This is a genomic window from Pseudomonas migulae NBRC 103157 (genome assembly GCF_002091715.1).
Taxonomy (GTDB): Bacteria; Pseudomonadota; Gammaproteobacteria; order Pseudomonadales; family Pseudomonadaceae; genus Aquipseudomonas; species Aquipseudomonas migulae_A.
The window spans coordinates 24,170-49,837 of sequence record NZ_BDAG01000047.1 but is presented as its reverse complement, the minus strand read 5'-3'; the positions used below and the strand labels follow the sequence as shown (position 1 = coordinate 49,837).

Sequence of the window (25,668 nt, the reverse complement as noted above, 5' to 3'; positions counted from 1 at the left end):
CTGACTATCAGTCTGACTCCACAAGCACCCACACGAATTGCTTGATTCAGTTGTTAAAGAGCGGTTGGTTGAGCCTTTCGTCTCAACCGAGGCGCGCATTCTACAGCGCCCTCTGTATCTGTCAAGCGGTTATTTTCAGAAGTTTTCAAAGTTTCCTTTGCAACTTCAACCACTTGCGCTTCCGATCTCTCGTTAGCGGGAGGCGAATTCTACAGCGTTGTTCGCTGCTGTCAACACCTCTTTTTCTCCGCTTTCGACCGAGAAGATCGAACCGTCAATCAAGCGAAAACACACTGCCTGACCAACTCCTTCTGGGCTTCGATGAACTGAAGCAACTCGCTGCCGAAAACTGCGTAACTCTTTGTTTACCAAGGAGTTTTCCGTTTAGACTGCGCCGGAAGTGGGGCGAATTATAGACTTCCAGAATCTGCCGTCAACCCTTAATTACGCTTTTCTTGCAGAAGATGACTTTTTAGCGGTTAACCGTGGAATACGGCGGTTAACCGGGGGTAAGCGCAGCACTGATAGCAACACCCCTATAGAGGCATAAACCGCCCACTCCTTCAGATCGGCACGCACAATCCACAACATATGCAGCAGTCCGAGCCCGAGAACTACAAAGACCAGTCGATGCAACTTCTTCCAGCGAGATCCCAAACGCCGCTGACTGTAACGATTGGAGGTCAACGCCAACGCCAGCAAACAAAGGAAGCCAAGCATCCCGACAATAATGTACGGCCGTTTGCGTAACTCGACACCCAGCTGGGACCAATCGAAACCAAGAATGAACGCCGTGTAACCACTCAAATGCAGAACCACGTACGCGAAGCACCACAAACCCAGTTGCCGACGGACAGCAATCCACCCCGCCCAGCCGGTGAGCTTCTGCAAAGGCGTCATACTCAGCGTAACCAGCAGCAGTACAAGCGTCCCCAACCCCAACCGATCAACCAGCACCTTCCCCGGATCTGGCCCAAGCACATCCGCCCAAGCCTGATAGAGCCAAAGCAGCGGCCATAGCGCCGCCGCGATAAAGACGGTCACTCGCCACAGCGGATATCGCATCAGTAATTCTTCCGCAGATCGAGCCCTGCATATAAAGAAGCGACTTCATCCGAGTAGCCGTTGAACATTTGCGTGTCGCGCACATTTGGCTTGAACAGACCGCTAGGTAAACGCCGCTCCCGGGCCTGGGTCCAGCGTGGATGATCGACAGTCGGGTTCACGTTGGCATAAAAACCGTACTCGTCCGCAGCGATGCTTTGCCAGGTGGTTTTCGGCTGCTCGCTGACCAGGCTGATCCGCACGATGGATTTGATGCTCTTGAAGCCATACTTCCACGGCACCACCAAACGCAGAGGCGCGCCATTCTGGTTAGGTAATTCGCGCCCATACATGCCCACCGCAAGAATCGCCAACGGGTTCATCGCCTCATCCAGTCTTAGTCCCTCCACATAAGGCCAGTCGATCAAGGCAAAACCAGAGCGTTGACCCGGCATGCTCTTCGGATCCTGCAGGGTTTCGAAGCGAATGAACCTGGCCTTGGAAGTCGGCTCGACTTCCTTGAGCAAGGCCGAAATGGGAAAACCGATCCACGGGATGACCATCGACCAGGCCTCCACGCAGCGAAGACGATAAATGCGCTCCTCCAACTGGTATGGCTTCATGAAGTCTTCCAGCGCATATCGACCCGGCTTGCCCACCTCCCCATCCACCACCACGCTCCAGGGTTCAGTTTTCAGCGCGCCAGCGTTGGCCGCCGGATCACCTTTATCGGTGCCGAACTCATAGAAGTTGTTGTAGTGGGTCGCATCCTTGAATGGCGTGATCGCCTCATCCTTGACGTTGACCGCTCCCCACTTGGTAGAAGGCAGTTTCTCGGCGAACCAGGAAGGCGCCTTACCAGGCTCGACCTCCGGATAGCGCACGGCATCATCCGCGCGAGCCCAGCTCGGCAAGCTGCTCACCGCCAAACCGGCAACGGCAGCACCCAGCACATTTCGACGAGACAGATAGAGGGATTCGGGCGTGACATCCGACTCATGGCAGTCGGATGTCTTGGGGACTTTGATCAGCATGGCAACTCCGCAGCATTGGAGAACAGATGCACCAATAGACTGCAGAGTATGAGGGAAATTACGTGTTTTTGTGCCGACGAAGACGTAACAGATATTGAATCGGACCCGATGCTGCGTAGGCGAGGAAAACCAGCAGCAGGATGCGCGGCGGATCACTGAATACGACAGCGAACACCAGCACGACAGCAAGGATTGCCACAAAAGGTACGCGCCCTTTCAGGTCCAGCTCCTTGAAGCTGTTGTACTTGATGTTACTGACCATCAGCATGCCCGCGGCCGCGACCATCAGCGCTACCAGGAAAGACATCTTGGAACCCTGGATGCCGTAATCACTGAACGCCCAGACAATGCCTGCAACCACACCCGCTGCAGCCGGACTGGCCAAGCCGATGAAGTAACGCTTGTCAGCGGTGCCCACTTGGGTGTTGAAACGGGCCAGACGCAATGCAGCCCCAGCGACATAAATGAAGGCGACCATCCAGCCAACCTTGCCCATATCGCCCAAGGCCCAGCCAAATGCCAGCAGTGCCGGCGCGACACCGAAGGCGACCATATCGGACAGCGAGTCGTACTCGGCACCGAAGGCACTCTGGGTGTTGGTCATGCGGGCAACGCGACCGTCGAGGCCGTCGAGCACCATGGCGACAAAAATGGCAATCGCGGCAAACGCAAAATACTTGCTCGCACCAATCGCGTCACCGGCACTCAACGCGCTCTGGGCGCTCATCGAGTTGATGATGGAATAGAACCCTGCGAACAGGTTCGCAGTGGTAAACAGATTCGGCAGAAGATAGATACCACGATGCCGGACTTTACGACCTTCAGCGTCATGCCCTTCTTCGATGTGTTCATCGATGGGCAGCAGGCTTTCGGCGTCAGAAGCCTGGTTTGGCTCTTCGGGACGTTCGCTCATGGACAATACCTTGCAACGGGGTGGAAAGTTTCGACAGGTGTCTGGGACGAGGGTTCGGCCGCAAACGATGCAGCTTTATACCAGAACCGGACTCCCAAACGAAAAAACGCGGCTCAGGCCGCGTTTTCCGTACAAGTGCGCGACTTAGTTTTTGGCTTTGTCGACGATCTGGTTGGCACCGATCCACGGCATCATGGAGCGCAGTTGCTCGCCGATGATTTCGATACCGTGAGCGGCGTTGTTACGACGCTTGGCGGTCATGGAAGGATAGCCGGTGGCGCCTTCGCTGATGAACATCTTGGCGTATTCGCCGTCCTGAATACGTTTCAGAGCGTTGCGCATAGCCTGACGGGATTCGGCGTTGATCACTTCCGGACCGGTCACGTACTCGCCGTATTCAGCGTTGTTGGAGATCGAGTAGTTCATGTTGGCGATGCCGCCTTCGTACATGAGGTCAACGATCAGTTTCAGTTCGTGCAGGCATTCAAAGTAGGCCATTTCCGGCGCGTAGCCAGCTTCAACCAGGGTTTCGAAACCGGCTTTCACCAGCTCAACGGTACCGCCGCACAGAACGGCTTGTTCGCCGAACAGGTCGGTTTCGGTCTCGTCCTTGAAAGTGGTTTCGATGATGCCGGTGCGACCGCCACCCACGCCAGCAGCGTAGGACAGTGCAACGTTTTTGGCGTTGCCGGAAGCGTCCTGGTAGATAGCGATCAGGTCAGGGATACCGCCGCCCTTGACGAACTCGGAACGTACGGTGTGGCCCGGTGCTTTCGGCGCGATCATGATCACGTCGAGGTCAGCGCGCGGAACAACCTGGTTGTAGTGGATCGCGAAGCCGTGGGAGAAGGCCAGGGTGGCGCCTTTCTTGATGTTCGGCTCGATTTCGTTCTTGTACAGGGCAGACTGGAACTCGTCCGGGGTCAGGATCATGACCAGGTCGGCAGCTGCTACAGCGGAAGCAACGTCGGTCACTTTCAGGCCGTGAGCTTCTGCCTTGGCAACAGTTGCCGAACCTTTACGCAGGCCGACAGTGACATCAACGCCGGAATCTTTCAGGTTGCACGCTTGAGCGTGGCCTTGGGAACCGTAACCGATGATGGCAACTTTCTTGCCCTGGATGATCGACAGGTCGCAGTCTTTATCGTAGAAAACTTTCATGAATTTCCCCTATATATCCAGGCCGTTCAGGCCATTCGCTAATTTGGTTTAGATGCTGAGTACTTTGTCGCCGCGAGCGATACCGGTTACGCCGCTACGGACGGTTTCCAGAATCGACGCGGTGCCGATGGACTGAATGAAGCTGTCGAGCTTGTCGCTGGTACCGGTCAATTGAACGGTATACACGCTAGCGCTGACATCGACGATCTGCCCACGGTAAATATCGGTGGTGCGCTTGATCTCGGCGCGCTGGGCGCCGGTAGCCTTGACCTTGACCAGCATCAGTTCGCGCTCGATGTGAGCACTTTCCGACAGGTCGACCAGTTTGACCACTTCAATCAGCTTGTTCAGGTTCTTGGTGATCTGCTCGATGATCTCATCGTGGCCCACCGTGGTCAGCGTCAGACGCGACAGGGTCGGGTCTTCGGTTGGCGCCACAGTCAGGCTTTCGATGTTGTAGTTGCGCTGCGAGAACAGGCCGACTACACGAGACAAAGCGCCGGGTTCGTTTTCCAGAAGCAAGGAAATAATATGCCGCATGATTAAGTACGCTCCGTCTTGCTCAGCCACATATCGCGCATGGAGCCGTCTTTGATCTGCATCGGGTAGACGTGCTCGCTGGTATCGACCGAAATATCGAGCACCACCAGGCGATCCTTCATGGCGAACGCTTCTTCCATCTTCGACTTCAAATCTTTCGATTCGGTGATGCGCACGCCGACGTGACCATAGGCCTCGGCCAGCTTGACGAAGTCAGGCAGCGATTCCATATAGGAGTGCGAGTGGCGGCTGCCATAACTCATGTCTTGCCACTGGCGAACCATACCCAGAACACCGTTGTTCAGGATGACGATCTTGACCGGCAAACCATATTGCAGGCAGGTCGACAACTCCTGAATGTTCATCTGGATACTGCCCTCGCCTGTCACGCAGACGACGTCGGCATCCGGAAAGCTCAACTTGATGCCCATGGCCGCCGGAAAACCGAAGCCCATGGTGCCCAGGCCACCGGAGTTGATCCAGCGGTTCGGCTTGTTGAACTTGTAATACTGCGCCGCGAACATTTGGTGCTGCCCCACGTCGGAGGCCACAAAGGCATCGCCCTTGGTCACTTCGCACAGGGTTTCGATCACGGTCTGCGGCTTGATGACGCTACCGTCGCCCTTGTCATAAGGGAACAGGCCGCGATCACCGCGCCATTCATCAACCTGCTTCCACCAGCTGGCAACGGACTCCTTGTTCGGGGTCTCGCCGATTTCCTTGAGGATCGCGACCATTTCGGTCAGGACGCTCTCGACCGGACCGACGATAGGTACGTCAGCCTTGATGGTCTTGGAGATCGAAGCCGGGTCGATGTCGATGTGAATGATCTTGGCATTCGGGCAGAACTTCGACGCGCCGTTGATCACGCGATCGTCGAAACGTGCGCCGACCGCGAGGATCACGTCAGCATGGTGCATCGCCAGGTTAGCGGTGTAGCTGCCGTGCATGCCGAGCATGCCGATGAACTGACGGTCGGTGCCAGGGTAGGCACCCAGCCCCATCAGGGTATTGGTCACTGGCAGGTTGAGCATCTTCGCCAATTCGGTCAGCGGCGCGGAGCCACCACCGAGAATCACGCCACCGCCTGCGTACATCACAGGACGCTTGGCCGCCAGGAGCATTTCGGCTGCCTTGCGGATTTGCCCGGAGTGGCCGCGAACGGCCGGGCTGTAGGAACGCAGCTTGGCTTTTTTCGGGAAGATGTATTCGTACTTCTCGGCCGGGTTGGTCATGTCTTTCGGGATATCGACAACGACCGGACCAGGACGACCGGATTGCGCCAGGTAAAACGCTTTCTTCATGACCTCCGGGATTTCCGAGGCGTGCTTGATCATGAAGCTGTGCTTCACGATCGGCCGGGAGATACCGATCATGTCGGTTTCCTGGAACGCATCGGTGCCTACCATGGTGCTAGGCACCTGGCCGGAAATGACCACCATCGGAATGGAGTCCATGTAGGCCGTGGCAATACCGGTGATAGCGTTGGTTGCGCCCGGGCCGGAAGTCACCAGTACCACGCCGGCTTTACCGGTGGCACGGGCATAGCCGTCAGCCATATGGGTCGCAGCCTGCTCGTGGCGAACCAGAATGTGGGTCACTTCCGGTTCTTTGAACAGGGCATCGTAGACATGAAGAAGAGCACCACCCGGGTACCCGTAAATATATTTGACGCCTTCGTCACGCAAAAAGCGGACGAGCATCTCACCGCCAGATAAAAGCTCCACGTTGTTCACCTCTAAAACGCCAGAATACCGTCCACATAAAAGGGGGACGGGTCTTAATAGGTTTACTTCTCGGCAGAGCATGAGCGACGGTGGTCGCCGACTACGTCAGCACTGACTGAGCAAGTATTGGGATCGTCCCAAGTGTTGCGGGCCTTTCCCACCCAGCGCGAGGTAACGCGTTGCGGGTGTAACAGGTCGGCGCGGATGTGCGCCTCATGATCTGCCGAGTGGGTCTGCTTCTGGCAGTCCCTCTACAGCGGACTTTGGATTCTTCTGTTTCGTCCCCTGCAAGTCAAGTCGTCAATGTGCTTTATTGAAGTAAGCACATGAGAAAGCAAGAAAAAACCGCGAAACAGCAACTGTGTTAGCTTCAATTGCGCAACCCAATACAAGGAAATGGCATGCGAACGTTTTTCCTGACCGCCAGCCTGCTGATCGGCATCAGCCCTGTGACCATGGCCGCCCAGATCTACAAATGGGTCGATGAGCAGGGCGTTACCCATTTCGATGCGCAACCGCCCCAGGGCCGGGAAGCCACCACCGTGGTCACGCCCTCCCCCTCTGCGGGCAAGCCGGCTACGCTACCACGCAGTAACGCCATCGGCGATCAACAGGCCATCGACAAGACAGTGAAAAAACAGGTCGCCGAGCAGCAAGCCCAGCTGAAGGTGTTCTGCGAGCAGGCGCGGACGAACCTGGCTCAACTGCAGAACAATCCGCGATTGCGGGAGGATGTCGACGGTGAAATGCGTCGCCTGACTGAAGAGCAACGCCAGGAACGCACCGCCGAAGCACAGCGACAGATCGCCGATAACTGCCAGTAACTCCTGCAGGAGCAGAGCTCGCTCGGCTCCTGCAGAATGGCGGGGTTAGCGGGAGGCGGTGATCAGCAGGTCGAACTCTTTGAGCAGAACCTGCAACTGCCGATCCCTGCCCTGAACATTGCGGGCGGCGAAGACCATTTCGGCCATCTCTTGAATGCCCGAGGCATTGGGCAGCGGCAAATCCTGCTCGAGGATTGTTTTCATGCGTGGCAGGAAGATCCATTGCAGCCACTGCTCGAAATCCAGCGTATCGACCGAGAAAGGCTCGACACTGGACAGCGCTTCAGCAGATGGCGAGACATCGTCCCACCATCCCTGAACACGCAGCTCGCGCTCGATCAACAGCAACTGCTCGGCAATCTTTGGAAAGCGTGCGTCCATCACGACGAAACCTTGGCCTTCTGACGAGCCAGGGACGCACCTGCGGAATCACCCTGCTTCTCACGAGCTTGCGCAATCAATTCCCACAGACTGGCCTGAAGCGCCGGACGACCATTGGCGAACGTCAGACCGCGACGCGCGAACTGTTCGGCTTGTGCAGCATCGCCTTGAGCCATGCGGACCTGAGCCAGACGATAAAGCACTTGCGGCTCACGCGGCGCGACACGTTGAGCGCGCTCGAGACTGGAAGAGGCACCATTAAGGTCGCCACCGGCCTGTTGCTGCTGAGCGGTGGTCAGCAATGCCAACACCGGGCCATCCAACTGTTCGTCGGCAGACAGGCCGCCGGCGCTCGACGAAGGAATCCCGCTTGGAGTCGACGGCATGCTGTAGCTGCCCTGATTGATCGGGGCAGACTGAACCGACGAGGTGTCGATCGGGCCTGAGGTAATCGGGCCAGGTGTAATCGGCGAGGTGCTGATCGGTGCCGAGGCAACGGCGCCACCACCTGGCACCATCACTACGACGCCGGTGTCACCCTGCGGAATCGCTTGCGCCTGGGCTTGCACAGGACGCTTGGTCGTCGTCTGACGATAACCGCCATTCGCCGAAATCCGCTCACTGTTGGAAACGGCGCTGCCGGAATCCACAACAGGGATCGAACCGCGCTGTACGCTGGAGCAACCGCTGAGCAAAGCCACGGCGGTTACCGCTGGAATCAACCACTTGTTCACTTGAAACCCTCTTTGCTTAATTCATCCAGCCCTTGACCCAATCCATCACCGTTTCACCGTTAACAGGGCTTTCGCCACCGCACGCGGCGCCGGGAGGCGGTTCGCTGCCGCGAATATACGGCATCTGCACGGCACCTGGGCAGTTGGCATCAGAGCCTTGTCCGGTATGCGAGTCGACCCAGGCCTGCACCACATTATCCGGCTGCGGCATGTCCAGCGGCAACGGATCGGCCTTGCGCATGAAACTGGTCCAGACCTGCAATGCGCCCGTGGCACCGGTAAACGGTGTCTTGCCGTTGTCGTCGCGACCCAGCCACACCACCGCCAGCAAGTCCTGACTAAAACCGGCGAACCAGCTGTCTCGCGAATCGTTACTGGTACCGGTCTTGCCCGCCAGCGTCAGGGTTTTCGGTAACACGTTGTAAACCGAACTGCCGGTGCCTTCACGCATGACCCGCTGCATGGCGCTCTGGATCAGGTAAATGGAAGCCGGATCGAAACGCTGCTGAATCTGGAACGGGTACCGTTTGAGCGGCTCGCCTTCGGCGGTCAGAACGCTGCGAATCCCGCGCATCGGCGTATTGAAGCCACCGTTGGCGAGGGTCTGGTACATGGTCGCCACTTCGATCGGGGTCATGCCGCCCGCGCCGAGCAACATCGACGGGAACGCCGGAAACTCGCGACTAACACCCAGGCGAGCCAGCGTCTTCAGGACATTCGGCACGCCCACCGCCAACCCGAGACGCGCAGTCGACAGGTTGTAGGAATGTGCCAGGCCTTGATACAGGAAAACCGTGCCATGGGAGCGGCGATCATAGTTCTGCGGTTTCCAGACCTGACCATCCGCCCCTTTCACCGAAAAGGACTCGTCCGACAGCCAACTGGTCAACGTGTACTGGCTCGGCTTCTCAAGGGCTGTCAGATAAACCGCTGGCTTGATCAACGAGCCGATCGGTCGGACAGCATCCAGCGCCCGGTTGAAACCGGCGAAGCTCGCCTGACGACTGCCGATCATGGCCTGGACTTCGCCGGTTTCCGGGTTGGTCACGACCATCGCCGCTTCAACATCATCGGAGCCTTTGCGTCCGGACAAACGCTTGAACGTATCGTTGACCGACGCTTCCGCCTTCATCTGCAGAATCGGGTCGAAACTGGTGAAGATCCGCAGGCCTTCTTCGGTCAAGTCTTCGTCGCGATAGTCTTCGCGCAGCTGACGTTTAACCAGATCGATAAAACCAGGGAACGAGCTGTCGGCCAACTTGCCGCGCGTCGTCACACCCAGCGGCATTTTCTTCGCGGCAGCAATCTGCTCGGCGCTGGCGACGCCTTGTTGCTCAAGTACATCGAGCACCAGGTTGCGTCGCTCGAGCGCCCGCTCCGGGTTGCGACGCGGGTTGTAATAGGACGGCCCCTTGACCATGCCCACCAGCATCGCGACTTGATGCAGTTTCAACTCGGACAACGGCTGCGCAAAGAAGAACTGGCTGGCCAGACCGAAACCGTGCACCGCACGCTGGCCGTCCTGACCAACGAACACTTCATTGAGGTAAGCCTCAAGAATTTCTCGTTTGTCGTAATGCAGCTCCAGCAACATCGCCATCATGGCTTCGGTGAGCTTACGGGTCAGGCTGCGTTCGCTGGTCAGGTAGAAATTCTTGACCAGCTGTTGTGTCAGCGTACTACCGCCTTGGGTCATCTTGCCGCCAGAGGTGTTGACCCAGATGGCGCGGGCGATCGACTTGGGCGACACACCCCAATGGCTATAGAAGTCCCGGTCTTCCACGGCAACCAGGGTTTCCAGCAGATACGGCGGGACCTGATCAATCTTGATCAGAATGCGGTCTTCGAGGTTCTTCGGGTAAATCCCACCGATCAGCAGCGGTTCCAGCCGTACTACAGAAAGCTTCGAACCGTTGGTCGACGAAAGCTCGGCGACATAATCACCAGAGAAGCGCACACGCACGGGCTGGGCGTTCTCCAGGCCCTCATAGAATTGAAAACCACGGGTATTCAAGTCGACGGTGTTGCCGTTGACCGACGCCGCGCCGGGACCGTTGCTCACGCTTTCGCGGCGATAGCCCAAGGCGTCGAGCTCGGTGAGGAAGTCTTCCTTGCTCAGCTTCTGCCCGGTGAACAGCTCGAGCGGGCGCGCATACACCTTCGCCGGGATGGTCCAGCGCTTGCCGGAGAACTTCTCCTGCACGATGGCATCGAGGTAAACCGCGAATCCGGCGAGCACCACGAGGCCGACCAGACTGAGTTTAATGGCCCAGCCCAGCCAGGGGCTCAGGCCTCTGGAAGGTGGTTTTTTGGGGGTGCGGGGGGATCGAGTACGAGTCATGGCGCCGGATTATACGCACTTTATTCATACTCAACAGGAGCCCGCCGAGGTTTGCGTCGGGCGGACTTGCGGCCATAATGGCGGCCGTGAATTTTCCCAGACTCTGAAGGAATGCCTGTGAGCCAGTCCCTGATCGCCGCCCTGCAAAACCCGGCCCTTTACCCACATCCGGTAGACGGGTTCCAGGTCATCGAAACCCACATCTCCTGGGTGATTCTCACAGGCCCGTTTGCCTATAAAGTGAAGAAACCGGTCAATTTCGGCTTCCTCGACTTCACCAGCCTCGATGCTCGCGAGCATTTCTGCGGTGAAGAGCTGCGCTTGAACCAGCGTCTGACCAATGATTTGTATCTCGAAGTGTTGCCGATCACTGGCAGCGCTGAAGCACCACAATTCGGTGGCGACGGCCCGGTCATCGATTACGCCCTGAAAATGCGTCAGTTCCCACAAAGCCAGTTGCTCAGCACGTTGCAGGCCAACGGCGAATTGACCACCGCGCACATCGACGAGATGGCCGCACAGATTGCTCAATTCCACCTCACCGCGCCCAAGGTACCTGCCGAACATGAAGCCGGTACCCCGGACAGCGTCATGGCACCGGTGCGGCAGAACTTCGAACAGATTCGCCCATTCCTGAGCGACAAGGCCGACCTGCTGCAACTCGACGCCCTGCAAGCCTGGGCCGAAAGCAGCTTCGAACGCCTCAAGCCGCTGTTCGCCCAACGCAAGGCTGAAGGTTTCATCCGCGAGTGCCACGGCGACATCCACCTGGGCAACGCTACCGTGATCGATGGCAAGGTCGTGATCTTCGACTGCATCGAATTCAACGAACCGTTCCGCTTCACCGACGTCTACGCCGACACCGGTTTCCTGGCGATGGACCTTGAAGACCGCGGCCTGAAAAGCCTGGCCCGTCGCTTCATCAGCCAATACCTGGAGTTGACCGGCGATTACCAGGGCCTGGAACTGCTGAACTTCTATAAAGCCTACCGCGCACTGGTTCGCGCCAAGGTCAGCCTGTTCAGCATGCCGGCCGAAGCCGATCCGGTGCAGCGCGCCACCACCCTGCGCCAGTATCGCAACTACGCCAACCTGGCGGAAAGCTACAGCACCATTCCTTCGCGCTTCATGGCAATCACTCACGGCGTCTCCGCTGTCGGCAAAAGTCATGTGGCCATGCGTCTGGTGGAAGCGCTGGGCGCGATTCGCCTGCGCTCCGATGTAGAACGCAAACGCCTGTTCGGCGAGCAAACCGTCGCGAACGATCCGCAAGCCGGCATTTATAGTGCCGACGCCAGCGTCGCGACCTACACCCGCCTGCATGAAATCGCCGCCGTTATCCTGCGTGCCGGTTTCCCCGTGGTGGTCGATGCCACCTACCTCAAGCGCGATCAGCGTGATGGCGCAGCGAAAATCGCCGAAGCCACCGGCGCGCCGTTCCTGATCCTTGATTGCAACGCGCCACAAGCGGTGATCGAAAGCTGGCTGGCCCTGCGTCAGGCAGACAAAAAGGATCCGTCCGACGCCAACCTGGCCGTTATCGCTGCTCAGCAAGCCAGTCGTGAAGCCCTGACGCCTGAGGAGATTCTGTGCAGCAAGCGCGTTCAGACCAATGAAAGCGGAACCCTCGACACCGTCGTTGCGCAAATTCGCCAACGCTTGCCGGGGCTGTAAGGAAGTATTTCAGCCGTGGAGCCCTCGCCGGCTTCACGGCTGTCAAATAGTGGCACTATACTGGCGCCATAAAACCAACAGGTGATGTGACATGAGCCAGCCCAAACTTCTCGATACCCCGCTTTATGCCTTGCTGCACAAAGACGACATCACAGGTTTCAACAACGAACGTCCAAAAGACGGACCTATCGACATGGTCGGTGGTGATTTCCGAGGTCTGGACCTGCGTGAGCTGAACGCCGACGGCGTCGACTTTACCGATGCCTATTTCCGTTCCGCCGACTTGCGCGGCATCGACTTCACTCATTCCAATCTTGAAGGGGCCAGCCTGGCCCACGCACAGATTTCTGGCGCCTACTTCCCCCCGGAACTGAGTGCCGACGAAATCCTGATGTCGATGAATTTCGGCACACGCCTGCGTTATCGCACCCGTTAAAAACGACCGATAACTGACATGTCCAGCGCCCCCGCGTTGCGCTGGACCGTGGGCATTTTCAGCTTGGGAACCTGACGTCCTCCTGCCTGTTCCCATCGTTTTCGCGCACTTTTACGCCGCCTACCGGACTTGCCTCTTAGAAGCATTTGCTCCGAAACCGACCAAACAATCACGCTTTTCCTACTGATGGCTACACTCCTCAGAAGCTTGCCCACGCACCGTTCGGCCGTCGCAAGGAGGCTTGATGAATGATGAACTGCAGCACCTGAAGAATCTTGGCAAGACGTCAGCGCAATGGCTGCATGCCGTGGGCATCCACAGCGCCTCGGACTTGCGTCGCCTGGGGGCGGTGGATGCTTATCGGGCTGTGCGCACACGCGGGTTTCGGGCATCCAAGGTGTTGTTGTATGCGATCGAAGGCGCATTGATGGACGTGCACTGGAACGACATTCCCGCCGAGCGCAAGGAAGCCCTGAATAAACAGCTGGAAGCGATCTCGTCACGCCACAAGAATTGAACGGGTACGACCGCCATGGACTTGCTGAGCCAGCAAGTTATACAGAGCGCGCTCAGGAGCACACCTTGAAACCCAGCGCTCACGGGGCTTTCCGGCGATCTGTAGATGAATTTCAAACAAATGAAAAATCAGCGGTTGACTTGGTAATGAGAATCGCTATGATTATCACAACTGGTCGCGAGACTGGTCGATATTTGAAAAGCCCTTGGTTCGGACTCTCAGATATCTCCTCATCAGGCTAATCACGGTTATTTGACCCGGCTCTTGCCGGGTCTTTTTTTGCCTGTCTGTAGGAGCCGGCTTGCTGGCGAAAGCACTCGCGCAGCCAAAGCATTAATAAACTGACTCGCCGCCTTCGCCAGCAAGCCGGCTCCTACAGGAGAGCGGCATGATGCCGGTTACATGCTCACTCATTGTCTTTGCTTAGGGTTTTGCGCATCTCTGCACAGTAATCCGGCGCCGGCGTGGCAGGTGTATACCAGACGTAATCGGCCATCGCCGCCGTGACCTCACTGCCCTGCTGCACCAGCATCAATACCGTTGGCGCTTCGGACGCCCCCAGATCAAGCGCGTGTATCGGCACACCCACATCCTTGCGCGCATGATAAGCGCCGGCAAACAGCAATGCAGGCGTGGGTGCCGCCAGCAGCCGCTCAACCATGCGTCGATCACGTTGTTGCTGCACCGCGAGCATCGCCGGCATTTGCGAGGCGGGCAGCAGGCCGCAGTGGGACTCGCTGATCTGGGTCAGCAACTCAGCCTTCACCGATGCGGTATTGGAGCGAGCCCCGCTCAATATCGGCGGTTGGGCGTAGAAAGCACGCACATCGACGGTGTTCAGATTGGCGGCCAGCAGTGGATACGGTTGGGTCAGGGCGAAACGGACGACCGGGCCGTAGAGATTCCAGTCCCAGCCAGGCTCCCAGGCCAAAGCATCGGGCAAGTCGGCAGGCAGCGTCGAGGCATGACGAACGTCATCGACGCGCTGCTGTTGATCCGGCGTGATCATTTCCAGCAGCAGGCTGCCTTGCGGGCGCTGCTCTCCCAGCGCCTGCAATAACCAGCGTTGCAGCGCATGGTGATCACGATTGTCATGCTGCTCCCCCACGATCAATCGCGAAGGCTTGGCCAACCGCATTACCAGTTCCTGCGCCGTCAGCGTCTGGCCGGTGCGCAGGTCGCGGATCTCGCCTACGATCGGCGGCGGTACTGAAACATGCTGGCAGGCACTGAGCATCAGCACCGCCAGAATCATCATTAAACGCATGAACTCCCCCCTATCAAAAACCTAGCGGGCGATGATCAGCGGATGCCCGCGCTCCGGGTGCTGTTGGACCAGCACTTCCAGCCCGAATACTGCCTTGAGCGGCTCAGGACGCAACACCTGCTCGGGAGTGTCGAGCGCCACCGGGCGCCCGCCTTCGAGCAGTAACAGGCGATCACAATAGCGCGCCGCCAGGTTCAGATCATGCAGGATCACCAACACGGACGCACCGCGATTGGCGAACTCACGCACCGCTTGCAATGTGGTGTGTTGATGCAGCGGATCAAGCATCGAAGTCGGCTCATCGAGCAACAGCGTTTGCCCCGCTTCGCCCGGCCAGAGTTGCGCCAGCACCCGCGCCAGATGCACCCGCTGACGTTCGCCGCCGGACAACGCCAGATAACTGCGGCCGCTCAGATGCCCGGCATCGGCGGCCTGCAACGCGGCGGCGACGATTTCGTCGTCCCGGACCCGGCCGCTCTGATGCGGCAAACGGCCCATGCCGACGACTTCCTCGACGCGAAAGGCGAAGTCCAGTGTCGAAACTTGCGGCAATACCGCCAGACGCTGGGCTCGCTGTGCACCGCTCCAGTCACGCAACTCGCGGTCATCGAGCCACACGCTGCCATGGTTCGCCGGCAACTCACCGCACAAGGCACCCAGCAACGTACTTTTGCCGGCACCGTTAGGCCCCAGTACGCCGAGGACTTCCCCCGGTTTGAGCTCAAGCGTGATATCCGTCAGGACGATCTTGCGGCCACGGAGGATTTGCAGATTTTGCGTTCGCAACATCAGGCACGCCCTCGGAGCAATAAATAGAGGAAGAACGGTGCGCCGATGAATGCGGTGACGATCCCGATCGGCAGTTCGGCAGGTGCCAGCGCCAGGCGCGCCACCAGATCGGCGAACAACAGGAGACTGGCGCCCGCCAGCACCGAGGCCGGCAACAACACCCGATGATCGGGACCGGCCAGCAGACGCACCAGATGCGGCACCACCAACCCGACAAATCCGATCATTCCCGCCGCTGCCACCGCAGCCCCGACACCCAGCGCCGTGCAGAACACCAATTCGCGCTTGAGCCTTTCGACGTCGATGCCCAGGTGACCGGCCTCCGACTCTCCCAGCAACAACGCATTCAAGGCCTTGGCCCTTCGCGGCAACCACAGCGCCACGCCGACACTGATCAGCAGCAATGGCCAGAGTCGCGAATAGCTGGCGCCATTGAGACTGCCCAGGTTCCAGAAGGTCAGCGTGCGCAGGGTCGCGTCGTCCGCCAGATAGGTGAACAGTCCCACTGCCGAGCCTGCCAGCGCCGTCAATGCGATACCCGCCAGGAGCATGGTCGCGACGTTGGTTTGTCCGTTACGCCGACCCAGTCGATACACCAGCGCGGTCACGCCGAGACCACCCAGAAACGCGCACAGCGATAGCAGATAAGGCCCGAAGGATTCCGGCAATCCGCCAAACAGGGAACCGCCGACAATCGCAATCGCCGCGCCTAGTGCCGCACCGCTGGAAACACCCACCAGGCCCGGATCGGCCAGCGGGTTGCGAAACAAGCCCTGCATCGCCACGCCCGACAGCGCCAGCACACCGCCCACCGCCAACCCCAACAAGGTACGCGGCAGGCGAATTTGCCCGAGGATCAGTTCGGCCTGCTCCAGCCCGTCAGGCGCAATGGGCAAGCCGATCATGCGCAACGCCGCACACAAGGTGTCGAGCAACGGCAGGCTCACCGCCCCCAACGCCAATGACAGCCAGATCGCCAATAAACACAGGAGGCTCAGGCCAATGAACAACGTTCGCGGCTTTACCAGAACGGTCATTGGGCAGCCGTGCCCGGATAGAAGCCGTCACTGATCTTTTTCAACGCCTGCGGCAATCGCGGGCCAAGCCCTCCCACCAGCAGCGTCGGATCAAGCTCCATGACGCGCCCGTCCTTGGCAGCGCGGGTCGAGGTCAGAATCGGGTTTTCCGTGAAAAAGGTAATCATATTTATTGTTACACCCCTCTATCCCCAATAAATATTGCGCGAAACGGCAGGTAACTGTTTTTCTGTTACAGGACGTTCACGTTTCAGAATAAAAATTATTCATTCTGATACTCATAGACCGCACGGTGGTTAGGTGCCGACACAGCGGGCGAGCGCAATCACGCAATAACTCCCGCAGCATTGGATGCTTGCCTGAGACCGCTAAGTGGACTTCGCCAAATAGTCAGCTCAAAGGCTGATTGGCATCAACAATTCGGAAGCGACTTTTCTCAGCATGTAGGTTTCGCGCAGAATTGATTGCCCCATCGAAGACTCGTGACGCTGCATAACGGCCTCATTGTGCACGATGGCTTCATGCAGGTTGATCCACACAGGCCGCATACCATTCGCGATTTCGTGGCTTTCCATTCTCACGGGCGCTAGCTGGGGAGCGATTTCGCATAGATAAAAATGCGAGGTCATGTGCATCAGGTCATATTCTGGTTTCCAGTAGGGCCGGTACTCCTCGATGTAACCGTAGTGCTGGAGCACCTGTATTTGACGAGCACCAGTCTCTTCCTCAAGCTCACGCTTCAGGCCTGCGACAATGTCTTCGTCACCATCAAGGCCGCCTCCAGGAAAGCTGAAATCGTTATAGCGCTCCGTGAACAGCAACAGGATCTGTTCATCCCGCATCACGATGCCGCGTGCTGCGTGTCGACGGAATACTCTGCCCTGTTTGGATTTCAGCTCGGGGTGAACAATTTCAGTTATGAGTTGCATGTGGTCTCGTTACGGCAAGATCAGTTAGTCATCGTCCAGGGTGGCCACGGTATTTCCGCAGCTCTGGAAATACTGTGGCCAGTGGAACTGGTTCAGCGAAGCAGCAATACGGGTAAAGTGGATGTTCGCAGCATCGTCGTGGTCGTGCTGCCCACCAGAAACTGCCTGATGCGTGAGTGCCCGTACGCCCCCATGACCAAGAGGTCAATGCAGTGCTCTGCCTGATACGCATGAAGTACCGACTCTACTTCGCCTGGGCGGATCTCGGCATGCACTAGCGGGCCAGAACTGGCGAGTGTGGTTCGTGCTTTCTCTAGCTCATTCTGATTTTCTTCAGAGTCCGTACCAACCATGACGATATGAATTGGCAGGCCTTCGCACAGCGGGCTTGAAGCAAGCATCTGTACGGTCTTGTGGCCTGTAGCGCTGCCGTCAAATGCCACCATGACCGTTTCAGGTTTCCTGAAATGGCTGGTTGTAATCAGGATGGGGCGGTGGATAGTTCGGACTACCGCTTCAATCTGGCTGCCAAGACTTTGGGCACTGCGCGTGCTGTCCTCTCCGACTCTTCCGATCACCAGTAATCGAATATCGTTTTGGAGATCGCTCAGGCTCTCGACTAGATGTCCATGGCGCTGCTTCAGATCAGGTGACATGGCGCCAGAGATGACTGTTCGCTCGCGAGCTTTTTCAAGCATGTGCTGTCCATGTTCCAAGGCCAGTTTTGCACGCTGCGCATCCAGCGTGGCCAACTCTTCCAGTAGATGTTCTCTGCTACCGAGGCCGATATTGCCGCTGAGGTCAGCGGATGCAGGATATTTTTCCTTATCCAGCACATGAAGCAAGGTCAGGGGAGCGCTGAGTCGTTGCGAGGCCCATGCTGCGTAATCGCAGACCGCCAATGAGGATTGTGAGTTATCAATGCATGCCATTACGTGGGTCATTGTCGTTCTCCTTAGTGGCTCATGAGCTTGTCGATGGCACCGGGTTTGTCATGCACACCGAAGCGGTCAACGATTGTTGCGCTGGCTTCATTGAGACCGAGCACTTCAACCTCAGCGCCTTCGCGGCGGAACTTGATCACGACCTTATCCAGGGCTGCGACGGCGGTGATATCCCAGAAATGCGCCTGTGTGAGATCGATGGTGACCTTGTTGAGCGCTTCCTTGAAGTCAAAAACTTCAGTGAACTTGTCCGCAGAGCTAAAGAACACCTGGCCCACGACGTGGTAAGTCCGATGCGATTCCGTCTCTTCCAGAGTGCTCTTGATATCTAGGTAGTGCCCGACCTTGTTTGCGAAGAACAGGGAGGCCAGCAGCACACCTACCAGTACGCCGTAGGCCAGGTTGTGAGTGGCCACGACGACAACGACGGTCGCCACCATGACGAGGTTGGTCGACAGCGGATGCTCTTTCAGATTACGCAAAGAATCCCAGCTAAAGGTGCCGATGGATACCATGATCATCACAGCCACGAGTGCCGCCATAGGGATTTTGGAGAGCCATTCGCCAAGAAATACCACCATCAGCAGCAGGAAAACGCCGGCACACAATGTCGAGAGACGGGTGCGGCCACCAGATTTCACGTTGATGATCGACTGGCCGATCATGGCGCAACCTGCCATGCCGCCAAGCATGCCGGCAGCGATGTTGGCCACACCCTGGCCTTTGCACTCGCGGTTCTTGTTGCTGGTGGTATCGGTAAGGTCGTCGACGATGGTCGCGGTCATCATTGATTCGAGTAGACCCACTACTGCCAACGCAGCCGAGTACGGGAAAATGATGCGCAGGGTTTCAAAATTCAGCGGAACTTCAGGCCAGAGGAAGATCGGGAGCGTATCAGGCAGTTGGCCCATGTCACCGACGGTGCGGATATCCAAACCGAGGTAAATGGCGATGGCCGTCAGCGTCAGAATGCACACCAATGGAGAGGGAATCAGCTTGCCGATTTTCGGCACATACGGAAACAGGTAGATGATTCCCAAGCCCGCAGCGGTCATGGCATAGACATGCCAGGTGACATTGGTCAGCTCAGGCAATTGCGCCATAAAAATCAGAATCGCCAATGCGTTTACGAAGCCGGTGACTACCGAGCGTGAAACAAAGCGCATCAACGAGCCAAGCTTCAGGTAGCCGGCAAGGATTTGAAGTACGCCACATAGTAGAGTCGCGGCCAGCAGGTACTGGAGTCCATGCTCTTTTACCAGCGTAACCATCAGCAGTGCCATGGCGCCTGTCGCCGCCGAGATCATTCCGGGGCGTCCGCCGACAAAGGCGATGACAGCACAGATACAGAAGGAGGCGTAGAGACCGACTTTGGGATCTACCCCGGCGATGATGGAAAAGGCGATGGCTTCCGGGATCAGCGCGAGTGCGACCACCAGCCCCGCGAGCACGTCGCCACGGACGTTGGAAAACCACGTTTGTCTAAGTTTTTGCAGCATAGAAAATATCCAAGGCAAAGCATCGCGCACGCCAAAGGAAGGCGAGCGAATCGATACAAATTCAAATTTTGAGGATTTTTTGCTGTGTGCTTAAGGTATAAAACCAGGCGTACAGCAGTACGCACCCGCGAGCGAGGCTAGCGGAAGCAGAGTGTTGCGGGGGGGCGTAGCGCTAAGGCGGCGTAGGCTGCCAGTAGATCGTTTGGAGTACAGTCATGCTGATGTTCCTGTATCTCAAGGGGTATGCGGAGCAGAAGTATACAATGAAGCCATCGTCGATTGCGACCCGCTGCCAAGCTCCACATGAGTTACGTCAGATACTGGCTTATTCAATGGGTATACCTGCGGGCAAGGCTTTGCCCTCCATTCGTTCTTGTTCGAGCTGACCTGTGCGCTGAGAAGTGAGTTGGCCAGACGGTTACGATCCGTCTAGGCATTCATCGAATCGACTTCACCTGACTTCTAGGACTGTTGATCTTAAATAGCAGATCACGGTTTACACCTTCCAATTGCTTGTTCTCCTTGGCCAGCAGAGCGTTTTGCTCCTGAAGTGCTTTCTTCTCTGTACAAAGCCGCAGATTCACGATGGCTATCCTCTTCAGATCTGCATCTCGCTCAGCCAGTATGTCACGCAACTCCTTAATCAGCAGATCTGCCCCCTGAAGGGCTTTCTCCTTCTTGACGAGCTTTTCTCGCGACTCCTTGTTGGTCTTTTGACGAATTAACTCTGCAAGGTCTGGATACCGGTTGTGTATCGTCGCATTGCTTATGCCTGCCTCTTCGGCGACGGAGGCGATACTTAGCTTACGACTCAGCTGAACCTGCTTGGGACGCCCCTTGGTAATCCTTGAGATAGCCAACTCGATTGCACGCCTTGTCTGGTCATTTCCCATGCTACACCGCCTCTACTGCTGGTATGAGACGCGATGGACGTTCTGGTAAGGAATACGGCTCAACTGGGTCTCCAAGTTCGCCTAGCACCCGCTCTGCCTCTCGCAAGTGCCTTGTGGCTCGCTCCCAGGCCGGATCGCCAAGATCTGGCCATGAGAGCACCTCAACCTGCTGATCTCTAATGCGCCGCCATATGAGCAAGTGTCCCTGGTCGATGACACCCTCACCGCAGCCAACGCAACGAATCGCATCGTAAAGCCCCTCCCCGCCGCATCCCTTAGTCGTTGCCAAACACCAAGAGTGGCCGGTGCCACGGATAAAAACACCTTCGCCAACAGCCCTGACCAGAGCTTTAGGGTCTTTTGCTGTCTTCACCTCGGGTCTCCCTCTGAAGCGCACGATATGGTCAGCCCTACCGCCAGAAAGCTTCTGGCTCGGAGCCAGCCATCCAGAAACGATACTTACCTGCAATTCGTCCCTTTTTGACAATACAGATTCAAGAAGCGTGTCATCAAATAGCGGGTCTTTTGCATAGTGCAGAGTCATATCCATTGACCAATGTTTGAAATGGTGTCGCAGATACCGAACATCGCCAAGTACGTTCCTGGCGACAAAAACAGCAAATGTTCTCCGAAACTGGTGTGTTGCGAGCGGCCACAGTTTCTCCGGAGTTATCGTAGTACGATCAAGAACTTCACCCAAGTCATCATTCAACACCACTAGCTCAAAACGCTCTGCAACCTTTTTGAGGAGCGTATTTGTTAGTACGTTCTGTAGAAATTCAGGCCGCGTGCCAAGCGCTTTCCAGCCAAGAAAAAGGCTGCTACCCAAGAGAGTGGCATCATTGACGACTTTTGATTTTAGTCCCTCATCTTTGGCTAGTTCGTACAGATACAATCTTCTTTTACCGATGTAGGGCAGAAGAGATCTCCGCAACCCCGCTGCCACATTCACAGCCTTTTCGACGACAGGTGGAACCATCCATTTTGCAGGTTTTGGCTGCTCCTCCAGCTTGTATGTGAGCCCATGTATCCAGCAAAATTCTTCGCCATCCATATCGAATGAGCGCTCAAAGCAATTATGTTTTAACGAAATAATTTCGGAGTCCCGCATACCGCTAAACATGGCAACGACGATGTAGCAGCACGTACGCAGAATCCTGACCTCATCATCAAGATCCGTTAAAAATCGCAGTCCGTTCGCGTCAAGCAAAGACTGCATTTTAGAAAGTGCCCTTGCCCTCGCGATATCATAAGACACTGACTCTAGCGTCTGATAGGAGCTCTTCGCACCTTTTTCCAGTCTCACCCTTGCATGATACTCAGCAAGCTCCATCTCTTGTGAATAACAGGAGTGGAATGTATCCCAGATATGCAGAATTCGATCCGACTCATGCTCTATGAACTCTAAGGATTTTCGCCCGAGATCGGCATATAAGCGCTTTGGAATAATCTCAGTCCGGACATCATACATACCACCTGTACGTCGAGCCCCTGCAAGACTGAACGCAGTTTCCTCTGGCCACGGATGCTCACTCATTGGTTTTGGCAAATGAGTTCTAAAAGCGTATATCAATTCCAAAACTTCTAATAGAGCAACTTTTTGTCTCTGCTTAACAGACTTATCCGCGCCTACATATAAAGCATACGCAGCACACCGCACAGGAGTCAGCTCATCAAAGCCCGTGATGGATTGCCCGCACATCCAACGAAGAAGCGGCTTCACGTTCGTCCAGCACGAAATTAGTGTTGCTGCTTTTATGTGCTTGGTTGATCGCGGTGACTTGGCGAGCCAACGAGTATATATAAAAGACTTAGCGGCTATTAGCAAACTAGTCTCTGATTTGTCGATGGATCTCACTTCATCGGAAAGTGGATGGTCAAAATTCACATAGAGGTTTGACGTATTTTTGTTGAGAACATACGGGGAAAAGTCCCATATGTTGTCCTCATACCTAGAAAGCGGCATTGATTTACCGTTTTCGCCGGTTATGTATGTAACTGCAAGATCATTTCGATCATCAACAGCGATCTTTCTCAGGACTGCACAGGGCGGCCTGGCTACAGTTGCATTAGCACCGTTCACTCATCACCTCCAAGCAAAGTCCTATCTCGCCACATTGGATGAGGGGTAGCGAGGGCTCGGTGTTTCTCGCGCTCAACTACAACCGGATCAAAAAGGGGAGTTATATCGTTGTCGATGACACGGATCACCCACGCATAGACGGAATTCCAGCGCGATTTGCCGAGTAGCCCGCGTTCTTTGATCAGGAGCCAATAAAAACTGAACAGACGATACAGGTCTGATTCGATCACGACCTGATTTGGGCAACGAAAGCAATGGAGAAAGCGCTGACAGTTGGTGGTGCCATTTCTTGGAGCAAAACGGCCATTGATAGGATCTGAACAACGCGCAACGCCTGTATTAAGTGCTCCACTCAGTAGCAGATCAACTTTTTCGGGCTCTATGGATAGTTGAGCTGACAAGTCATCGCGAAAGCTCTGCTCATTCACCTGACCGGTCATGACGCCTTCGAGAATACGACCAACGAATTTGTGATTCCGCTCCATCTCGGGCGTGACAGCGAGGTAGTGGCTATCAGTCATCCGCGTACTATTACCCAAGAGCTGAGCCGTCTTGAACAAGTTTCCGTTGCTCAGTTGCCACATTCGCGTGGCAAAGGTTTTTCGTAGCCTCGATACGTTGACCTTCAGTAATTCTGGCAGGCCGTTCGATGCCCTTCTATCGCCAAAAATTTGATGCCGGGCCACCAGTGCAGTGGCTTGTTGGTCAATATTGGAGGCGTTGAGAGTCTTCACGCCTCTATTCCCCTTGGCGCGGTAAAGCCAGACACGATCGTGCATCGTCTTCGGTGCTAGATCTAGCAAAGGAAACGATCGGACTAGCGCTTCCCGGTACAGGGTGACCACATCGCTCGGTACCGACGCGGACTCATCATCAGTGGTGTGGTAACGAAAGGCTTGGCGGTGAATCTTGAAACCTCGACGCTTATACAACTGGAGCACGCCCATATCCGGCTTGAGAGGGTGATCGGTGATCGCATCTCTGCTCATCTCTAGTAGTGGCGTGAGATTGCGACCACTCCTGGCAGCGATCAGCAAGAGGTAAACAGTCATAGCTGCGGCCTCGCTCCCACTAGGCAAATTACCGGAGCGGATCATGTCTAAGTCCTTCAGGAGCGCTATCAGCAAGCGCTCTATCTCGCCCTGCGTGAATGCCTGATGACCAACATACGCTCTGTCGGCGTTCGGAAATGGAATTTGAGGAAACACACCGATCCCGAGTTGCCCGGCGCGAACACGGTTCATCAAGACTGTTTTTGTTGTGTTGTAGATGGCCCGCGCCGATGTGATTGAGATTGTCCCCTTACCCCTTGCTGGCTGTTGCTTCAGCCATTCCGTATAGCGTTCAACTGTGCGGGGGACTATGTCGGCGAGGCACCCTATGACGCGGCCCTTACCCGATTCAGCGTCGAGGTACTTGAACCAATAACGCATACCGGAGGCACAAAGGTTCATTACGGTCGCTTGGCTGACCCCCGACGATTGAATTTCTTGGACGGCCTCGTGTAGCTGACGTGAGAGCAATAGTCTCGTAGCTGGCTCAATCGCTTCCGGTACCGATGCCCACTGCGCGAAGTCGAACACCCTCGTTCCAACGCAAATCGACATGTCACCAGGAGTTTTTTTTGCTGTTTCAATTGAGATGATGTTTTCTGGCTGCATGCCATAGCTTTTTCTGGGTCTAGGCATGTGCATTCCCTAGCAAGTCCAACTCTTCCTGATATGTATTCAGTTCCGAGTTTTCCATGAGATCAAGACAATGAAGATAGATGCTAGTCGTTTGGACGCTGCTGTGGCCCAAGCGATCTCGAACCCATGCAAGTGCTTGCCCCATGGCCGCACGCTTCGACTGGTGGAGTAGTTCAAAAGTAGCAAAGGTATGCCTCAGCATGTGCGGAGTAACCCTGAACATAATCCGAGGTTGCTTCCCAGACCAAAGTCGTCTGTACGCATTGTTCAAGCCTTTTTCACTGAAAGGGTGACCATCTCTGTTTAAGAAGATGGGTTGAATCCCAGAGCGGCTTGCACTGCGACCAAAGTTGGCCCTGAATGCTCCCTCAGCAAAGCTCAGATAATCGAAAAGCTCCCGCATGACGTGCCAACCAATGAAGACTGTCCTAGGTTTTGAATTCTTCAGCAGCATGTCCGATGGGCTGAGATCAACACGAATGCGCTTCCGTACATCGAGCCCTGTCGGGTCAAAAACATACTTAATAGGGAATGTCCTGCATTCTTCATTGCGAAGGCCAGTTTGAAGCATCAGCACCGTCATCAATCGAAGCGTTTTGGTTGTGCATGCCTGAACCAGAAGCTTGGCTTGCTCAAGCGATAGAAGTTTAGGCGGCTCTCGGAAGACCTTGAGCCGAAGGTCGTCGCCATCTGTCATCTTGGCGGCGTGTGCATGCCTCAAAAAGCCCTGATTGTTTCCGGCAACAAATTTCGGTGAGGCATCCCAAGGAACTGAGCTAATGCGGCCTTGTTTATGCGCCCATTGATAGAACCCCATGAGGCATGTCAGCCGCTGGTTCAAAGTGCTCGGTTTTATGGCCCTTAGGCCCGTTGATGGTCTTGTCAGGGAAATTGACCAGTTCCTATACGCGGCAAGATTACTTACGGCGGATCGAGCGTGCCCCGCGACAGGGACATGAGCCCAATCGAGGGCGTTTGCCTCCAGCCATGAGAAATAGTCATACAGTGCTTCGCCGTGATTTCTCCATGTCTTGGGGCTACGCGTCTTGCCTCGTTCCAGCGCCAGATACATGAGGTAATCGTTTGCCGGCTCAACCAACTCCATTTGCCCGTTCAGCAGGAAAGGAATTCCAATATAAGCCTGGGTTAGCAGGACGAAACTGTCATCGGTGAACAGTAGCCTCATGGTTCATACCACTCATTGAGCACTGAG

Annotated in this window: 23 protein-coding genes and 1 pseudogene; 4 read left to right on the top strand and 20 right to left on the bottom strand. The window is 56.2% G+C overall.

The window, feature by feature from the left end:
* Nucleotides 1-444: 444 nt before the first annotated feature.
* From msrQ to PMI01S_RS26645, 6 genes are all read right to left on the bottom strand, one after another.
* Entirely contained in the window at nt 445-1,065 is a 621-nt protein-coding gene (msrQ, locus tag PMI01S_RS26670) for a protein-methionine-sulfoxide reductase heme-binding subunit MsrQ (protein WP_084323073.1), read from the bottom strand.
* A complete protein-coding gene (gene msrP / locus PMI01S_RS26665; protein ID WP_084323072.1) occupies nt 1,065-2,078 on the bottom strand; it encodes a protein-methionine-sulfoxide reductase catalytic subunit MsrP in 1,014 nt (337 codons plus the stop codon). The genes msrQ and msrP overlap by 1 nt, the downstream gene beginning before the upstream one ends.
* Nucleotides 2,079-2,136: 58 nt before the next feature.
* Nucleotides 2,137-2,991 (bottom strand): CDP-diacylglycerol--serine O-phosphatidyltransferase, encoded by an 855-nt coding sequence (gene pssA, locus PMI01S_RS26660; protein ID WP_084323071.1) that lies wholly within the window; start codon nt 2,989-2,991, stop codon nt 2,137-2,139.
* Nucleotides 2,992-3,135: 144 nt separating this feature from the next.
* Nucleotides 3,136-4,152 carry a ketol-acid reductoisomerase gene (gene ilvC, locus PMI01S_RS26655; RefSeq protein WP_084323070.1) on the bottom strand — a complete coding sequence of 339 codons (1,017 nt, stop codon included), beginning with the start codon at nt 4,150-4,152 and terminating at the stop codon, nt 3,136-3,138.
* 48 nt (nt 4,153-4,200) lie between these two features.
* On the bottom strand, nt 4,201-4,692 hold the full coding sequence (gene ilvN / locus PMI01S_RS26650; RefSeq protein WP_003205610.1) for an acetolactate synthase small subunit: 492 nt from the start codon (nt 4,690-4,692) through the stop codon (nt 4,201-4,203).
* A 2-nt stretch (nt 4,693-4,694) separates the two neighbouring features.
* Entirely contained in the window at nt 4,695-6,419 is a 1,725-nt protein-coding gene (locus PMI01S_RS26645) for an acetolactate synthase 3 large subunit (protein ID WP_084323076.1), read from the bottom strand.
* Nucleotides 6,420-6,820: 401 nt separating this feature from the next.
* Here PMI01S_RS26645 and PMI01S_RS26640 point away from each other — a divergent pair, with 401 nt between their 5' ends.
* Nucleotides 6,821-7,243, top strand: coding sequence for a DUF4124 domain-containing protein (locus tag PMI01S_RS26640; RefSeq protein WP_084323069.1), 423 nt, complete (start codon nt 6,821-6,823; stop codon nt 7,241-7,243).
* A 45-nt stretch (nt 7,244-7,288) separates the two neighbouring features.
* Here the strand turns inward: PMI01S_RS26640 and PMI01S_RS26635 are convergent, their stop codons facing one another.
* The 3 genes from PMI01S_RS26635 to mrcB are packed head-to-tail and all read right to left on the bottom strand — an operon-like array spanning nt 7,289 to nt 10,699.
* Nucleotides 7,289-7,624 carry a YqcC family protein gene (locus tag PMI01S_RS26635; protein WP_084323068.1) on the bottom strand — a complete coding sequence of 112 codons (336 nt, stop codon included), beginning with the start codon at nt 7,622-7,624 and terminating at the stop codon, nt 7,289-7,291.
* Nucleotides 7,624-8,358: a tetratricopeptide repeat protein gene (locus tag PMI01S_RS26630; RefSeq protein WP_084323067.1), complete on the bottom strand. Its 735-nt coding sequence runs from the start codon at nt 8,356-8,358 to the stop codon at nt 7,624-7,626. Before PMI01S_RS26630 ends, PMI01S_RS26635 begins: the two co-directional genes overlap by 1 nt.
* A gap of 16 nt (nt 8,359-8,374) precedes the next feature.
* Nucleotides 8,375-10,699 carry a penicillin-binding protein 1B gene (gene mrcB, locus PMI01S_RS26625; protein ID WP_084323066.1) on the bottom strand — a complete coding sequence of 775 codons (2,325 nt, stop codon included), beginning with the start codon at nt 10,697-10,699 and terminating at the stop codon, nt 8,375-8,377.
* Between the two features lie 117 nt (nt 10,700-10,816).
* On the opposite strand from mrcB, the gene PMI01S_RS26620 reads away from it, so the two are divergent.
* From PMI01S_RS26620 to PMI01S_RS26610, 3 genes are all read left to right on the top strand, one after another.
* A complete protein-coding gene (locus PMI01S_RS26620; protein ID WP_084323065.1) occupies nt 10,817-12,373 on the top strand; it encodes a bifunctional aminoglycoside phosphotransferase/ATP-binding protein in 1,557 nt (518 codons plus the stop codon).
* A 91-nt stretch (nt 12,374-12,464) separates the two neighbouring features.
* Complete coding sequence (locus PMI01S_RS26615; RefSeq protein WP_084323064.1) at nt 12,465-12,809, top strand: pentapeptide repeat-containing protein; 345 nt, start codon at nt 12,465-12,467, stop codon at nt 12,807-12,809.
* A gap of 244 nt (nt 12,810-13,053) precedes the next feature.
* Entirely contained in the window at nt 13,054-13,326 is a 273-nt protein-coding gene (locus PMI01S_RS26610; RefSeq protein WP_007971093.1) for a TfoX/Sxy family protein, read from the top strand.
* Between the two features lie 406 nt (nt 13,327-13,732).
* Here the strand turns inward: PMI01S_RS26610 and PMI01S_RS26605 are convergent, their stop codons facing one another.
* From PMI01S_RS26605 to PMI01S_RS26550, 11 genes and pseudogenes are all read right to left on the bottom strand, one after another.
* The gene (locus PMI01S_RS26605) at nt 13,733-14,593 is read right to left on the bottom strand and encodes a ChaN family lipoprotein (RefSeq protein ID WP_084323063.1); all 861 of its coding nucleotides are present in this window, start codon (nt 14,591-14,593) and stop codon (nt 13,733-13,735) included.
* Nucleotides 14,594-14,614: 21 nt separating this feature from the next.
* On the bottom strand, nt 14,615-15,382 hold the full coding sequence (locus PMI01S_RS26600; protein WP_084323062.1) for a heme ABC transporter ATP-binding protein: 768 nt from the start codon (nt 15,380-15,382) through the stop codon (nt 14,615-14,617).
* Entirely contained in the window at nt 15,382-16,419 is a 1,038-nt protein-coding gene (locus PMI01S_RS26595) for a FecCD family ABC transporter permease (protein ID WP_084323061.1), read from the bottom strand. Before PMI01S_RS26595 ends, PMI01S_RS26600 begins: the two co-directional genes overlap by 1 nt.
* Nucleotides 16,416-16,574, bottom strand: a pseudogene (locus tag PMI01S_RS26590) (hemin ABC transporter substrate-binding protein); the annotation flags it as partial. The pseudogene PMI01S_RS26590 and the gene PMI01S_RS26595, both read right to left, overlap by 4 nt.
* Nucleotides 16,575-16,814: 240 nt before the next feature.
* Entirely contained in the window at nt 16,815-17,348 is a 534-nt protein-coding gene (locus PMI01S_RS26585) for an NUDIX domain-containing protein (RefSeq protein ID WP_077750520.1), read from the bottom strand.
* Nucleotides 17,349-17,440: 92 nt separating this feature from the next.
* A complete protein-coding gene (locus PMI01S_RS26580; RefSeq protein WP_077750519.1) occupies nt 17,441-18,292 on the bottom strand; it encodes a universal stress protein in 852 nt (283 codons plus the stop codon).
* Between the two features lie 11 nt (nt 18,293-18,303).
* Nucleotides 18,304-19,791, bottom strand: a complete 1,488-nt coding sequence (locus PMI01S_RS26575; RefSeq protein WP_077750518.1) for a SulP family inorganic anion transporter — start codon at nt 19,789-19,791, stop codon at nt 18,304-18,306.
* Between the two features lie 437 nt (nt 19,792-20,228).
* Nucleotides 20,229-20,684 carry a hypothetical protein gene (locus PMI01S_RS26565; RefSeq protein ID WP_077750517.1) on the bottom strand — a complete coding sequence of 152 codons (456 nt, stop codon included), beginning with the start codon at nt 20,682-20,684 and terminating at the stop codon, nt 20,229-20,231.
* A 1-nt stretch (nt 20,685) separates the two neighbouring features.
* The gene (locus PMI01S_RS26560) at nt 20,686-22,767 is read right to left on the bottom strand and encodes a site-specific integrase (RefSeq protein WP_138739113.1); all 2,082 of its coding nucleotides are present in this window, start codon (nt 22,765-22,767) and stop codon (nt 20,686-20,688) included.
* Complete coding sequence (locus PMI01S_RS26555) at nt 22,764-24,455, bottom strand: hypothetical protein (RefSeq protein WP_077750515.1); 1,692 nt, start codon at nt 24,453-24,455, stop codon at nt 22,764-22,766. Before PMI01S_RS26555 ends, PMI01S_RS26560 begins: the two co-directional genes overlap by 4 nt.
* The gene (locus PMI01S_RS26550) at nt 24,448-25,641 is read right to left on the bottom strand and encodes a tyrosine-type recombinase/integrase (protein WP_077750514.1); all 1,194 of its coding nucleotides are present in this window, start codon (nt 25,639-25,641) and stop codon (nt 24,448-24,450) included. The genes PMI01S_RS26555 and PMI01S_RS26550 overlap by 8 nt, the downstream gene beginning before the upstream one ends.
* Nucleotides 25,642-25,668 lie beyond the last annotated feature (27 nt).